The organism is Lichenibacterium ramalinae (assembly GCF_004137085.1).
In the GTDB taxonomy this organism is placed as follows: domain Bacteria; phylum Pseudomonadota; class Alphaproteobacteria; order Rhizobiales; family Beijerinckiaceae; genus Lichenihabitans; species Lichenihabitans ramalinae.
Genome location: NZ_QYBC01000011.1, coordinates 199,205 through 213,560 on the forward strand (window position 1 = coordinate 199,205; position 14,356 = coordinate 213,560).

13 protein-coding genes are annotated in these 14,356 nt (G+C 71.8%); 9 read left to right on the top strand and 4 right to left on the bottom strand.

All coding sequences use genetic code 11. The features are described from left to right. Positions 1–91 precede the first annotated feature (91 nt). Entirely contained in the window at positions 92–2,125 is a 2,034-nt protein-coding gene (locus D3272_RS14565; RefSeq protein WP_129219916.1) for a hypothetical protein, read from the top strand. Between the two features lie 132 nt (positions 2,126–2,257). Here D3272_RS14565 and D3272_RS14570 read toward each other — a convergent pair whose 3' ends face one another. Next, on the bottom strand, positions 2,258–2,947 hold the full coding sequence (locus D3272_RS14570) for a haloacid dehalogenase type II (protein WP_129219917.1): 690 nt from the start codon (positions 2,945–2,947) through the stop codon (positions 2,258–2,260). Between the two features lie 38 nt (positions 2,948–2,985). Then, a complete protein-coding gene (locus D3272_RS14575) occupies positions 2,986–3,279 on the bottom strand; it encodes a DUF2218 domain-containing protein (protein WP_129219918.1) in 294 nt (97 codons plus the stop codon). Positions 3,280–3,552: 273 nt separating this feature from the next. On the opposite strand from D3272_RS14575, the gene D3272_RS14580 reads away from it, so the two are divergent. Further along, positions 3,553–4,341 carry a sulfite exporter TauE/SafE family protein gene (locus D3272_RS14580; protein ID WP_129219919.1) on the top strand — a complete coding sequence of 263 codons (789 nt, stop codon included), beginning with the start codon at positions 3,553–3,555 and terminating at the stop codon, positions 4,339–4,341. Between the two features lie 16 nt (positions 4,342–4,357). Here D3272_RS14580 and D3272_RS14585 read toward each other — a convergent pair whose 3' ends face one another. Both D3272_RS14585 and rsmI read right to left on the bottom strand, forming a co-directional pair. After that, positions 4,358–4,735 (bottom strand): YraN family protein, encoded by a 378-nt coding sequence (locus D3272_RS14585; protein WP_281010946.1) that lies wholly within the window; start codon positions 4,733–4,735, stop codon positions 4,358–4,360. Next, positions 4,732–5,667, bottom strand: a complete 936-nt coding sequence (rsmI, locus tag D3272_RS14590) for a 16S rRNA (cytidine(1402)-2'-O)-methyltransferase (protein ID WP_129219920.1) — start codon at positions 5,665–5,667, stop codon at positions 4,732–4,734. The genes D3272_RS14585 and rsmI overlap by 4 nt, the downstream gene beginning before the upstream one ends. 166 nt (positions 5,668–5,833) lie before the next feature. Between rsmI and D3272_RS14595 the strand changes: the two genes are divergently transcribed. From D3272_RS14595 to D3272_RS14625, 7 genes are all read left to right on the top strand, one after another. Beyond that, a complete protein-coding gene (locus D3272_RS14595; RefSeq protein ID WP_245496578.1) occupies positions 5,834–7,060 on the top strand; it encodes a penicillin-binding protein activator in 1,227 nt (408 codons plus the stop codon). Positions 7,061–7,166: 106 nt separating this feature from the next. Further along, on the top strand, positions 7,167–8,057 hold the full coding sequence (locus tag D3272_RS14600) for a proline iminopeptidase-family hydrolase (RefSeq protein WP_129219921.1): 891 nt from the start codon (positions 7,167–7,169) through the stop codon (positions 8,055–8,057). A gap of 55 nt (positions 8,058–8,112) precedes the next feature. After that, positions 8,113–9,792: an ABC transporter substrate-binding protein gene (locus D3272_RS14605; RefSeq protein ID WP_129219922.1), complete on the top strand. Its 1,680-nt coding sequence runs from the start codon at positions 8,113–8,115 to the stop codon at positions 9,790–9,792. 13 nt (positions 9,793–9,805) lie between these two features. Further along, the gene (locus D3272_RS14610) at positions 9,806–10,843 is read left to right on the top strand and encodes an ABC transporter permease (protein ID WP_245496579.1); all 1,038 of its coding nucleotides are present in this window, start codon (positions 9,806–9,808) and stop codon (positions 10,841–10,843) included. A gap of 3 nt (positions 10,844–10,846) precedes the next feature. After that, complete coding sequence (locus D3272_RS14615; protein ID WP_129219923.1) at positions 10,847–11,824, top strand: ABC transporter permease; 978 nt, start codon at positions 10,847–10,849, stop codon at positions 11,822–11,824. Next, entirely contained in the window at positions 11,817–12,806 is a 990-nt protein-coding gene (locus D3272_RS14620) for an ABC transporter ATP-binding protein (protein ID WP_129219924.1), read from the top strand. The genes D3272_RS14615 and D3272_RS14620 overlap by 8 nt, the downstream gene beginning before the upstream one ends. After that, complete coding sequence (locus tag D3272_RS14625) at positions 12,803–13,792, top strand: ABC transporter ATP-binding protein (RefSeq protein WP_165361360.1); 990 nt, start codon at positions 12,803–12,805, stop codon at positions 13,790–13,792. Before D3272_RS14620 ends, D3272_RS14625 begins: the two co-directional genes overlap by 4 nt. Positions 13,793–14,356 lie beyond the last annotated feature (564 nt).

A 14,356-nucleotide genomic window follows, 5' to 3' on the forward strand; every position in this document is an offset into this window, starting at 1 on the left:
GGACGCGCCTCAAGCGACGGTCGAGCGTCCCCGTCGCGCTCTCGCGGCGCGGCTTCGCCCGTCCTTCTCGGCTTCGCCGGGGCGGATCGCGATGGCTGCGGTCGGGCTCCTCGTGTTCTGCTGCGGCGTGTTCGTGGCGTGCACGACGGTCCGGATGGTCCTGCGCTGCTGGATGCCCGTGCCGATCGAGGACCAATGGCAACAGCTGGTGTCGGGCCGCGACATCGGCTGGAACTGGCTGACGTCACAGCACAACGAACACCGCATCCTGTTGCCCCGCTTCGTCTTCATGGTCGACCGATGGCTGTTCCGCGAGCGGAACATCTTCGATCTCGCCGTCAACCTCGTCATCCAGGGCGTCGCCTGCATCCTGCTGATCCGCACACGCGCGAAGAACGCGAGGCCCGACCTCGCCGGCACGGCGCTCGGCTGCGGCTTCGTGCTGAGCATGCTGTTCTGGTCGGTCCAGTGGGAAAACTTCACCTGGGGCTTCCAGGTCCAGTTCTTCGGGGTGACGCTGGGAGCGGCCATCGTCTTCCTCCTCGTGGCCTTCGGTCGGCGAACGCCCTTGGGACTGTTCGCCATCCTTGTGGCCATGACCTGCACGACCTTCACCCTGGCGAGCGGCTTCGCCGCGGCGTTCATCGCCGTCCCGCTCGCCGTGCTGGTCGGCCGACCTCGGCGCGACGCATCGGCCATCGGCATCATGGCGGTGGCGCTGCTGGGCCTGTACCTGCACGGTTACCATCACATCGTGCGAGATCCGGAGGCCGTCACGTTCGCCACCTGGGCAAAGCGCTTCGGCGTGCACGTCCTGGTGGACCTCGGCGGTCCCATCGGCGCCGGCCTCCACGCGCTGGTCGGCTGGAACGCGGTGGCGGCCGCAGGTTGGGCGGGCGCGTGGGGACTGGTCGCCTTCGCCGCCGTGGCGGCGGCAGCCCTGCGACGGGACCGGTCGCCGGCCTCCTTGACCTTGCTGGCCCTGGGATGCTTCGTGCTGACGGCCGTCGGCATCACGGCGGTCGGCCGCGCCGTCTTCGGTCCGGAACAGGCCATGTCCAGCCGGTACGCGTCGCCGGTTCTGGTCTTCTGGGTCGCCCTGGCTGTGCTGGTCGAGTTCGCCGCCGAGCACCGGCCCCGGTGGGTCTCGGCCTCCGTCCGGGCCCTGCCGGTGGCCCTGACGCTGCTCGCCGTGGGCAGCCAGGACAGCTTTTCGGGCGTCGCCGCACAGACGTTCGAAGCGCGCTTCGAAGGCTTGCCGGCCTTGGCCGCGCGCGTGATGGACGTTCCCCGGCTCCGGCCCATCCAGAACGACCCGCACGAGACCTTCGGCTACCTCGGCCGGTTGAAGGCCGCCAAGACCTCGTTCTATGCCGACCCGTGGCTCGACGGGATGGGGGAGCGGCTCGGCGACCGCTTCGAATCCGCCGATCCGTCGCGCTGCCGCGGGGTCGTCACCTCCGCCGAACGCGTCGGCGAGGCCCCCACCGCCGGTTGGCGGGTGGTGGGGCGCGTCGGTGTCGCCGGCATCCCCGGCCAGATCCGGCTCGTCCTCACGGACGCGGCCGACAGGATCGCCGGCTTCGCCCTCGTCCCGCCTCTCGCCAGGCAGGCGGCCGAAGGGAACGAGGCGGGGTGGGTCGGCTACGTCGCCGGCGACGCCCCGGACGTGATCACCCCCCACGTTCTGCTGCCGGGGAACCTCGCCTGCTCCCTGGGCTCGTCCGACGCCCTCTTCGTGCCCGGCGCCGAACTCGCGCCCGTGCCGACCACGGGTGTCACGCCGGGCGGCTGGGTCGACGTCATGTCGAAGGGCGGGGACGGGGATACAATGGTGCTGGCGGGGTGGACCCTCACGGGGGACATCCGCAGCGGCGTCCTCAGGATCGACACCGACATGCCCGTCACGTCCCTCGCCATGGTTCGCACGTCGCGCCCGGACGTGGCGGCGGCGCTGGGCGACGCCGGCCTCGGGCTCAGCGGCTTCACGCTCACCGTGTCGCTGGCGCCTGGGACGCCTGCGGCCGCCCACCCGCGCCTGTGCTTGTGGACCGACGACCCGTCGCGCGGCCGCCACGTGCTCTCGAACCGTGCGGATCCGGGACTGTGTCCTGCCGCCCCGTGACACGCTGCCCGGCGCGACCGTCGTAGGCCTGGAGCCGTATCGGCTTCCGAACCGGAGCTGGAGCGAAGGCGCCGAGGGCGAAAGCGCGCTCGACGCCGCTCCGCCACGGGCTCCCCAAAAGGCTGCGGCGCCCTACCGGCGCCAGCGGCCGATCATCGCCTCGGCCAGGGCCTCGAGGTCGGGCGCCGTCACGTCGGGCTGCGGCAGGGCCGGCACGGCGGCATTGCCGGGCCGCGTGACGAGCGCGCCGGCCCAGCCGAGCGCCTGCGCGCCGACGGTGTCCCAATGATGCGCGGCGACGAGGCAGAAGTCCGGGCCGGGCAGGCCCAGGGCATCGGACACCTGCCGATACACCTCGGGGGCGGGCTTGAAGCGCCGGACGGCGTCGACGGTGAACTGCCGTTCCAGCAGCGGCGCGACGCCGGCCCGCTCCAGCGGGTTCACGGCCGGGTCGGGCGCCGAGTTGGTGAGCGTCACCAGGCGGAACCTGGCGGCGGCGAGCCGCCGCAGCGCCGGCACCACGTCGGGGTGGGGCGGCATCGCCAGGGTGCGGGTCCTGAGTTCCTCGACGTCGGCCTCGCCGACCGGGACGCCGCGCACCGTCCCCAGCATCCGCAGCACGCCGCCGGCGAGGCGGCCGAAGGGCAGGTAATGGCCGGCGAGCGTCGCCGCCTCGGCGTGGAGGATGGTCTGGGCGAACCAGTCCCGCAGCACGGCGGCATCGCCGAAGACCCGCGCGAACAGCGGCGCCAGCGTCTCGATGTCGAGCAGCGTCTCGTTGACGTCGAAGACCAGGACGGTCGGGCTCGCGGTATCGGTCATGGCCGGATGTCTTCCAAGCGGCGCGGCGGCGGGCGGCGTCAGTCGCCCAGCGGGTGCCAGTCGAAGGTCAGCTCCTCGCGGAAGGCGAACCGCTTCACGTGGTCGGCGATGACGGTCTCGAACCGGGCGGCGTCGCCGCCTTCCGGCACGGTGGCGCGCAGGACGAGGCCGCCCGCATCCGCCGCCAGCGCGCAGGCCCGCCCGTCGCCGAAGTCGATCATGCCCCTGTCGGCGGTGAAGTCGACGGTGAATTTGTGCGACCAATGCTTGCACAGCTGCTGCAGGTAGCGGCTGCCATCGGCGGTGGCGACGCGGGCTTCCGAGATCGGCATGGGACGGGTCCTGATTCTGGCTGTCGAGGGAGAAATGCCCCGCCGCCACGATGGTTCAGGGCGGGGCGGCCCGCGGCGGGTCGCGGCGGCCCACGTTGCGCGCCGCCGAAGTTGCGTCTACAAAGCCGCTGGACGCAGGCGATGATCGACCACGACGGGGGGCCCGGCCCGGAGCCCCTCGTGGAGGCGGATCGTCGCCGCGGCCGACCCCGATCCGGGCTCGATGGCGGAGCGTTTCCGCCGCGGAGCGGACAGGCTGACGCGAGGCCCTGAATGACTTGGATCCATGCCGTCAACTGGCTCTATTCGGCGTCGGGCTTCGCCGTGGGCATGCTGGTCGGCTTCACCGGCGTCGGCGGCGGCTCCCTGATGACCCCGCTGCTCGTGCTGCTCTTCGGCTTCCACCCCGCCACCGCCGTCGGCACGGACCTGCTCTACGCCGGCCTGACCAAGAGCGGCGGCACCCTGGTGCACGGTCGCAACCGCACCGTCGACTGGCGCATCGTCGGCCGTCTCGCCTGCGGCAGCCTGCCGGGCACCGGCGTGACGCTGCTGGCGCTGGCCTGGTTCGGCACCGGCACGACGCACATGGCGTCGACCATCAGCCTGGCGCTCGGCATCGCCCTCATCCTCACGGCCGTCTCGCTGCTCGCCCGCACCTGGCTGCTCGCCCGGCTGGCCGGCCTGAGCGAACGTCTGACGGACCGGCAGACGCTGGCGTTGACGGTGATGCTGGGCCTGTTCCTCGGCGTCATGGTGTCGTTGACGTCGGTCGGCGCCGGCGCCATCGGCGTCACGGTGCTGCTGGTGCTGTACCCCCGCATGCCGACCGTGCGGATCGTGGGGTCGGACATCGCCCATGCGGTCCCGCTCACCCTCGTGGCGGGCGCCGGGCACTGGTTCGTGGGGGCGGTCGACTGGCCGCTCCTGGGCTCGCTGCTGATCGGCTCGCTGCCGGGCATCGCCATCGGCAGCCATTTCGCCCCCCGCGTCCCGGATCGGGTGCTGCGCCCGCTGCTCGCCGTCACGCTGTTCATCGTGGGGGCACGCCTGGTGTTCTGACGGGGCCCGGCGCCGGTCAGCCGATCGGCACCGGAAAGGCGTCGACCACGTGGCGCGGCCAGCGCCCCGGCACGACCAGCACGGCATCGCCGCGCAGCGTCGCCGTCATGGCCCAGGGGTTTCGCGCCAGCCAGACCGCGGCTGCCCGGGCGATGCGGCGGCGCTTGGCGGCATCGATGGCGGCGAGTGCCGCCCCTTGCGAGTTGCGCGCCTTCACCTCGACGAAGGCGACGGTGCCGCCCCGCCGCGCCACGATGTCGATTTCCCCTCCGGCGACCGAGAAGCCGCGCGCCACGATGCCGTAGCCCTTCAGCACCAGCAGCGCCGCCGCCATCCACTCGGCCCGGCGCCCGGCCCGCCCGGCCCGGCGCCGCTCGCGCGGTCCGCGCGTCACCGGGGCCGGCGGGCGGCGGCGAGCGCCACGGCGCGGCCATAGACTTCCCGGCGCGGCAGGCCGGTCTCGCCCGCCACGACGGCGGCGGCGTCCTTGACCGACAGCGTGTCGAGGGCGGCGGCGAGCCGGGCCTCGAGGTCGTCGGCGCTCGGCGCCTGCCCGGCCTCGGGCCGCGCCACCAGCAGCACGCATTCGCCCCGCGGCGCGCCCTCGGCCTCGTAATGGGCGGCGAGGTCCGGCGCGGTGCCGCGGCGGACCTCCTCGAAGCGCTTGGTGAGTTCGCGGGCCACGGCCGCCGGGCGCGGCCCGAGCACGGCCGCGACGTCGGCGAGGCAATCGGCGAGGCGCCGGGCCGATTCGAAGAAGACCAGCGTTCCCGGCACGGCCGCGAGGTCGGCGAGGCGCGTGCGCCGGGCGCCGCTCCGCTCCGGCAGGAACCCTTCGAAGAAGAAGCGGTCGGTCGGCAGGCCGCCGAGCACCAGCGCCGCCATGACGGCCGAGGCGCCCGGCACGGCCGTGACGCCGGCGCCGGCCGCGACGGCGTCGAGCACCAGCTTGTAGCCGGGATCGGACACCAGCGGCGTGCCGGCGTCGGAGATCAGCGCCAGCGTTTCCCCCCGCGCCAGCCGCGCCAGGATCTGGGGCCGCACCGCGGCGGCATTGTGCTCGTGGTAGGCGACGAGGGGCGTGTCGATCCCGTAGTGGTTCAGCAGAACGCGCGACACGCGCGTGTCCTCGGCCAGCACGGCATCGGCCCCCGCCAGCACGCCGAGAGCCCGCAGCGAGATGTCGCCGAGGTTGCCGATCGGCGTCGCCACGACGTGGAGGCCCGGCTCCGGCGTCGGGGCGGCGACCCGCCCGCCGAAGGCCGTGAAGCCCCGCTCCCGGCGCCGCTCGCCGGGACCGGTCTCGTCGCTGTGGTGAACCGTCATGCGCCCTGTGTGGCGCGGCGGCCCGCGGCTGGCAAGCCCGCCGGCGCGCCACGGGCGCCCTGCCGGCACCACCGGCGGTGGCCTCGCGCCCGCGAAGCTGCTAGGCTGACGCCATGCACGGGCCGGGACCGGTTGCGCGCGGCGTTCCCGGGGGAGATGCGGTTTGGTGTCGGCACGTTCCATCAGGGCCTCCGCGGCCGCCTTGGCTCTGGCGTCCCTGCTCTCGGCCTGCGGGCAGATGGGCGGCGGGGAGCATCCGCGCGTCGCCGCCGAACCGCCGCCGCCTCTGTCCGCACCCACGAGCCCCGTCCGGTCGAGCCCCCTCGCCGGCAGCGCCCAGCCGGGTGCGATCGGCACCGGCCCCGTCAAGGTCGCCCTGATCCTGCCTCTCACCCAGAACGGCGCGGCCTCGAACCTCGGGCGCTCGCTGCGCAACGCGGCCGAGCTCGCCTTCGTCGATGCCGGCACCACCGACCTGCAGATCCTCGTCAAGGACGACCGGTCGACGCCGGACGGCGCCCGCGAGGCGGCGCAGGCCGCCGTGGCCGAGGGCGCCGAGATGATCCTCGGCCCGGTGACGGCGGGAGACCTGCGCGAAGCCGCCAAGGTCGCCAAGGCGGCGGACAAGCCCATCATCGGCTTCTCCACCGATTCCGCCTCGGCGTCGCGCGGCGTCTACCTGCTGTCGTTCCTCATCGAGGGCTATGTCGACCGCGAGGTCGAATTCGCCGCCTCGCGCGGCAAGCACAGCTTCGGCGCCCTGGTGCCGGACAACGACTACGGCAACGTGGCCCTGGCCGAGATCCAGTCCGCCGCCGCCCGGCTCGGCGTCCGCGTCGAGGCTGTCGAGCGCTACAAGCCGTCGAGCCCCGCCGAGGGCGTGGGCCGCATGGCCGCCGCCCTGCCCCGCATCGACGCGCTCATCATCCCCGACACGCCGGACGACATGCCGGCCGTGGCGGCCGCCCTGACGGCGGGCGGCATCGACGGCACGAAGGTGCAGATCCTCGGGTCGAACCTGTGGGGCGAGCCCGCCGTGCTGAAGCTTCCCGCGCTCCAGGGCGCCTGGTTCGCCGCCACCGAGACGGCCGGGTTCGCGGGCTTCGCCGGGCGCTACCGGGCCAAGTTCGGTTCCGAACCGGCCCGGGTGGCGACGCTGTCCTACGATGCCGTCTCGGTCGCCGCCGCCCTGGCCCATGCGCCGACGACGCCGCATTTCTCGGCGGAAGCCCTCACCAACACGTCGGGCTTCAACGGCGCCGACGGGCTGTTCCGCTTCCGGGCCGACGGGCCAAGCGAGCGCGGCCTCGCGGTGTTCCAGGTGTCGAACGGCACCGCCACCGTCATCGGCGCGGCGCCGCGCAGCTTCACCAGCAACCCGTCGGGCTTCTGACCGGCCCCATGTCCCGCCGCAGGCCGGCCGGGCATGGCGCGGCCGGCGCCGGGGTGGCAAGCTCCGCGACGCGGCCGGGTCGCGGCCGCCATCGACGGAGGACTGCATGCAGGTGATCGAAGGCGTCGCGCCGTTCCGCGGCCACGAGACCTGGTACCGCGTGACGGGCGACCTCGGCGCCGGCCGGGCTCCGGTCGTGGTGGTGCACGGCGGCCCGGGCTGCACGCACGATTACGTGGACAGCTTCAAGGACCTCGCCGCCGACGGCCGGGCCGTCGTCCATTACGACCAGATCGGCAACGGGCGCTCGACGCATCTGCGCGACCGCGGCGCCGATTTCTGGACCGTGGCGCTGTTCCTCGCCGAACTCGACAACCTCCTCGCCCACCTCGGCATCGCGGCGCGCCACCACCTCGTCGGCCAGTCCTGGGGCGGCATGCTGGGGGCGGAATATGCGGTGCGGCGCCCGCCCGGCCTCAAAGCGCTGGTGATCGCCGATTCGCCGGCCTCCATGGCCCTGTGGGTGTCGGAGGCGAACCGGCTGCGGTCGGCGCTGCCGCCCGCCGTGCAGGAAGCGCTGTTGCGCCACGAGACGGCCGGCACCACGGCCCATCCCGAATACGAGGCCGCCACCCAGGCCTTCTACCGCGAGCATGTGTGCCGCCTCGACCCCTGGCCCGCCGAGGTCACCCGCACCTTCGCCGCCATGGCGTCCGACCCCACCGTCTACGGCACGATGAACGGACCCAACGAGTTCCACGTCATCGGCACGTTGCGCGACTGGACGGTTGTAGAAAGGCTGCCGGCCGTGTTGGCACCGACCTTGCTGATCTCGGGGCGCCACGATGAAGCCACCCCCGCCACGGTGCAACCCTTCGCCGATCTCATCCCCGACGTGCGCTGGACGGTCTTCCCCGACTCGTCCCACATGCCGCATGTCGAGGAGCGGGCGGCCTGCATGGATTGCGTCGGCGGGTTTCTCAAGCAGTATGATTAGCTTTTAGGCAGAGACGAGGCCCGTGCCGCCGTCGCGCCACCGCCGAGGGACCAACATGCGATTGAGCACCTTGCTGACCACGACCGCCCTGGCGCTGAGCGTCTCCGCCACGGCGGCCAGCGCCGCGCCGGACCGGGCGGATCTGATGAAGCAGCACCGCGGCGGCACGCTGAAGCTCAACGCGCATGGCTCGGCCGGCACGATCGACCCGATGATCAACTACGAATTGGAGTTCTGGCAGCTCCTGTCGCTGACCAACGACGGCCTTCTGGCCTTCAAGAAGGTCGATGGGGCGGACGGCAACACCATCGTGCCGGACCTCGCCGAGGCCATCCCCGCCCCGCAGGACGGCGGCAAGACCTACGTGTTCAAGCTGCGCGACGGCGTGAAGTTCTCGACCGGCAAGGACGTGACGCCGGCCGATGTCGTCGCCTCGTTCGAGCGCATCTTCAAGGTGTCGAGCCCGACGGCCGGCTCCTTCTACAACGGCATCGTCGGGGCCGATGCCTGCCTGAAGACGCCCGCCACCTGTTCGCTGAAGGACGGCGTCGTGGCGGACGACAAGGCCCGCACCGTGACGTTCCACCTGACCCAGCCCGACGCGGAGTTCTTCGACAAGCTGTCGGTGCCGCATGCCTCGATCCTGCCGGCCGACACGGCCGCCAAGGACCTCGGCACGATGCCGGCCGCCGCCACCGGCCCCTACATGATCCAGAGCTACGACCCCGACCACGGGATGAAGATCGTCCGCAACCCGAACTTCAAGCAGTGGAGCGTCGACGCCCAGCCGGACGGCTACGTGGACGCCATGGACTACAACTTCGGCCTCGACGACCAGGCCGGCCTCACCGCGGTCGAGAACGGCCAGGCCGACTGGACCTTCGACGACCCGCCGAGCGACCGCCTGCCCGAACTCGGCACCAAATTCGCCAAGCAGGTGAAGGTGCACACGCTTCAGGCGTATTATTACATTCCGATGAACGTCAACATGGCGCCGTTCAACAACGAGAAGGCGCGCCACGCCGTGGCCTATGCGGTCGACCGCAAGGCGCTGGTGGCTCTGTTCGGCGGGCCGAACCTCGCCACGCCCCTCTGCCAGCACCTGCCCGTCGGCATGGCCGGCCATGAAACCTATTGCCCGTTCACCAAGGACGCCGGGGCCGGCAAGGGCTGGACGGCGCCCGACATGGCCAAGGCGAAGCAACTGATCGAGGAATCCGGCACCAAGGGCCAGAAGGTCACGCTCATCGGCGACGACAAGGCCGTGCCCAAGGCCATCGCCACCTACATGCAAGGCTTGCTGCGCGACCTCGGCTACGACGCCAGCCTGAAGGTCGTTTCCCACAACATCCAGTTCACCTACATCCAGAACACCAACAACAACGTCCAGATCAGCGTCACCGACTGGTACGCCGACTACCCGGCACCGTCCGATTTCCTCAACGTCCTCTACGGTTGCGACTCGTTTCACCCGGGCTCGGATTCGTCCATCAACATGGCGGGCTGGTGCGATAAGAAAGTCGACGCCGACATGAAGGACGCGCTGAAGACCGCCGTCACCGATCCGGCCGCCGCCAACGCGATGTGGTCCAAGATCGACAGGGAGATCACCGACGCGGCGCCCGCCGCCGCCCTGTTCCAGCCGAAGCGGGTCGACGTCCTGTCGCAGCGGGTCGGGAACGTGATGTTCAACGACACCTATCACGTCATCTTCTCGCAGGCCTGGGTGCAGTGACGCGGGTCAAGCATTGACCGTTCTGGCCGAAGACGCGCCCGCCCCCATCGGGGCTGGCGCGTCGCCCCGGGCGAGCCGTGGTCCCTGGGCCACCGCCGCCGCCAAGCTCCGGCAGGACCGCGCCGCCATGGTGGCGCTGGTCGGCCTTCTCGTCATCGCGCTGGCCTGCCTGGCGGCGCCGCTCTACGCCGCCCGGGTTTCGGGCACCGATCCCTTCGCCTCCAACATCAGCGGCTCCGTCAGCATCGACGGCCAGGACGTCGCCGTGATGCAGGCCGAGACCGAGGGGCTCGGCTTCGGCACGACGCCCATCGGCCCGACCTGGCGCGGCCCCTATTTCCTCGGCGCCGACACGCAGGGGCGGGACGTGATGGCGCGGCTGCTCTACGGCGGGCAGAACTCCCTCATCATCGCGGGTTCGGCCACGCTCATCACGCTCGTGGTGGCGGCGGTGCTGGGCATCGTGGCGGGCTTCTTCGGCGGCTGGATCGACATCGTGCTGTCGCGCCTGCTCGACATCCTGTGGGCCTTCCCGGTCTTCCTGCTGGCCATCTCGCTGTCCGTCGTCACGATCGGCCACGGCCTCGTGATCGGCCCCGTCACGATCGGGTCGGACAGCCTGCTGCTGCCGATCCTCATCATCGCGCTCGTCTACGTGCCCTATGTGGCGCGGCCCATCCGCGGCCAGGTTCTGCAGCTGCGCCGGACGGAGTTCGTCCTCGCCGCCCGGGGCCTCGGCGTGCCGCGCGGCCGCATCCTGCGGGTCGACGTCCTGCCGAACGTCGCCACGACGCTGATCGTCTTCGCCCCCCTCACCATGGCGCTCAACATGATCATCGAGAGCGCGCTGTCGTTCCTGTCGATCGGCGTGCAGTCGCCCCAGGCCTCCTGGGGCACCATCATCGAGGACGGCCAGTCCCTCCTCTATACCCGGCCCCTCGTCGCCATCGCGCCCGGCGTCGCCATCGTGCTGACGGTGCTGGCGCTCAACGTGCTCGGCGACGGTGTGCGCGACGCGCTCGACCCCCGCGCCAAGCTCAAGATGCGCTAGGCCGTGGCGCTCGTGCTGCTCCGCCGCCTCGGCGAGATGGTCTTCGTCATGGCCGGCATCTCGGTGCTGGTCTTCCTCATCTTCTTCGCGACGCCCGGCGCCGATCCGGCGGCGCGGATCGCCGGCCGCAACGCTTCGCCCGACGTGCTGGCCGCCGTGCGCCACGACTTCGGCTTCGACCAGCCGCTCTGGGTGCAATACCTGCTGCTGATGAAGCGCCTCTTCGTGACGGGCGACCTCACCTCCTTCGTCAACCGCGGCCAGAAGGTCATCCCCAGCATCCTGCAGGCGGTGCCGGTCACGCTGTCGCTGCTGATCGGCGCCGCGGTGCTGTGGGTCGCGGTGTCGGTCGCCATCGGCGTCACGGCGGCGCTGACCCGCGGCACGATCGTCGACCGCGCCCTGATGATCCTCGGCCTCGTCGGCGTGTCGATGCCGGTCTTCTGGGTGGGGGAAGTCGCCAACCTCATCACCCAGAGCCGCTACCACGACAGCTGGTTCTTCTCCTGGGTGCCGGCGCTGGGCTACGTGCCGCTGACGCAGGACCCCGTGGGCTGGTTCAAGGCGCTGGTCATCCCCTGGGTGACGCTGGCGATCCTCTACATCGGGCTCTACGGGCGGGTGCTGCGGGCGAGCCTGATCGAGGCCTATCACGAGGACTTCATCCGCACGGCGCGAGCCAAGGGCCTCGGCGAGGGCCGCGTCCTCGTGCGTCACGCCCTGCGCACCTCGCTCGTCACCTTCGTGTCGCTGTTCGGGCTCGACTTCGGCGCGCTCGTGGGCGGCGGCACGCTGCTGACCGAGATCGTCTTCGGCCTGCAGGGCGTCGGCTTCCTCACCTTCAACGCGTTGCAGAACCTCGACCTCCCGGTGATCATGGCCACCGTCATGTATGCGTCCTTCTTCGTCGTGGCGTCGAACGCCGTCGTCGACCTCCTCTATGCGGCCCTCGACCCGCGCGTGAGGCTCGCCCGTGCCTGAGGCCGCCGACGAACCCCTGCTGCGCGTCGAGGACCTTTGCGTGTCCTTCCGCAGCGAGCGCGGCCTGCTGCGCGCCGTCGACCGCCTGTCCTTCACGGTGGCGCCGGGCGAGATCCTGGCGGTGGTGGGCGAATCGGGCTCGGGCAAGTCGCTGACCAGCCTCGCCGTCATGGGCCTCATCGACGACCCCAACGCCGTGCTGACGGGCTCGATCCGCTACCGCGGCCGCGAGCTCGTGGGCCTGCCGCGGCGCGAACTCCGCAAGGTCCGGGGCGACGAGATCGCCATGATCTTCCAGGACCCGATGAGCGCCATGACGCCCGTCTACACGATCGGCTGGCAGATCGCCGAACAGGTCCAGGCCCATTCGCGCCTCACCCGCCGGCAGGCCCGCGCCCGCGCCGTCGACCTGCTGGGCGAGATGGGCATGCCGAACCCGGCCATCCAGGTGGATCGCTATCCCCACCAGCTGTCGGGCGGCATGCGCCAGCGCGCCATGATCGCCATGGCGCTCTCCTGCAACCCGTCGCTGCTCATCGCCGACGAGCCCACGACGGCGCTCGACGTGACGGTGCAGGCGCAGATCCTGCGGCTGGTCGAACAGCTGCGGCGCGACCACGGCTCCTCGATCGTGTTCATCACCCACGACATGGGCGTCGTGGCCGAGATCGCCGACCGCGTCATGGTCATGTATGCCGGCAAGGTGGTGGAGCGGGGCCCCAAGCCCGACCTCTTCGCCACCCCCGGCCATCCCTACACGGTGGGGCTGCTCGACTCGATCCCGCCCATGGCGGGGGCGAAGCCGCGCCGCCTGCCCGCCATCCCGGGCGCCCCGCCCTCGCCCGCCGACCGGCCGGACGGCTGCCCCTTCGGCCCCCGCTGCGCCCACCGTCATGACAGCTGCCGGGTCGACCCGCCGCTCTACCGCCGCGGCCGCCAGGACGTGAGCTGCACCCTCGTGCCGGAAGGCGCCGACGCGTGACCGCCGCATTGCTCGAAGCCGAGAACCTGTCGAAGCACTTCACCCTCGGCGGCCGTTTCTCGCCCGGCGGCCCGCAGGTGCTGCGCGCCGTCGACGGCGTGTCGCTCGCCGTCGCGCGCGGCGAAACCCTGGGGCTCGTCGGCGAGTCGGGCTGCGGCAAGTCCACGCTCGGCCGCTGCCTCGTGCGGCTCTACGACGTGTCGGGCGGCGCCGTGCGGTTCGAGGGGCGGGACATCACGCATCTCGGCGAGGGCGCGCTCCGCCCGCTGCGGCCCCGCCTGCAGATGGTGTTCCAGGACCCGTCGTCGTCGCTGAACCCGCGCCGCCGCGTCGCCGACCTCATCACCGAGCCGCTGCGCGTCCACCCGGGGCCGGGCGGCCGGGCGCGGGGCCGGGGCGAGATCCGCGACCGGCTGCACGACCTCATGGACCTCGTCGGCCTCGCGCGCGAACACCTCGATCGCTACCCGCACGAGTTTTCGGGCGGCCAGCGCCAGCGCATCGGCATCGCCCGGGCCCTCGCGCTCGAGCCCTCGCTGATCGTGGCGGACGAATCGGTGTCGGCACTCGACGTGTCGGTGCAGGCGCAGATCATCAACCTGTTCATGGACCTGCAGGACCGGCTCGGCATCACCTACCTGTTCATCGCCCACGACCTGTCGGTGGTGCGGCAGATCTCGACCCGCACGGCCGTGATGTATCTCGGCAGCGTCGTCGAGACCGGCGACACCGAGACGCTGTTCCACCGCCCGGCCCACCCCTACACCGAGGCCCTGCTTTCCGCCGTGCCGGTCGCCCATGCCGGGGAAGCGCGGCGCCGGCGCATCGTGCTCAAGGGCGACGTCCCGAGCCCCCTCAACCCGCCGCCCGGCTGCCGCTTCCACACCCGCTGCCCCAAGGCGCAGGAGCGGTGCCGGATCGAGCCGCCGGCGCTGCGGGACGTGGGCGACGGGCGGATGGCGGCCTGCCACTTCCCGAACGAGTGAGGGAGAGGGGACGGGCCCCCTTCCCTTGAATTGGCAAGCCTTGATCAACATTCCCGCTACCGGGGGTTCCGCCCTTCTCCCCTGTGGGGAGAAGGTGGCGCGAAGCGCCGGAAGAGAGGTCGCGGGCGGATGAAGACCCCTCATCCGCCCTGGCGGGCACCTTCTCCCCGGAGGGGAGAAGGGCGCCATCCCCCGACGGTCGCGCCCGTGGTTAGGTGGCAGGGCGGTATGGCGGGAAGGCAGATCGCGCCGGGGCGGGCGACCGATGGCCGCCGTCCGCCGCACGGCCGAGGCTCAAGCGTTGGAGGACGTCGCACATCCGGTCCATCCATTCCGCCTTGACCCAAAAACAGAAAGGGTATTTCGTTCTGCCATGAACGGGAGGGCGGCGCGGCGACGCGGAGCCTGATCCGTCGCCGCTCAGGGGGGGGCCCGCATGGCGCAGCCGACACTCGACGTCATCACCATCGGGCGCTCCTCGGTCGACCTCTACGGCGCCCAGGTCGGGGGCCGGCTCGAGGACATGGCGAGCTTCTCCAAGGCGGTGGGCGGCTGCCCCACCAA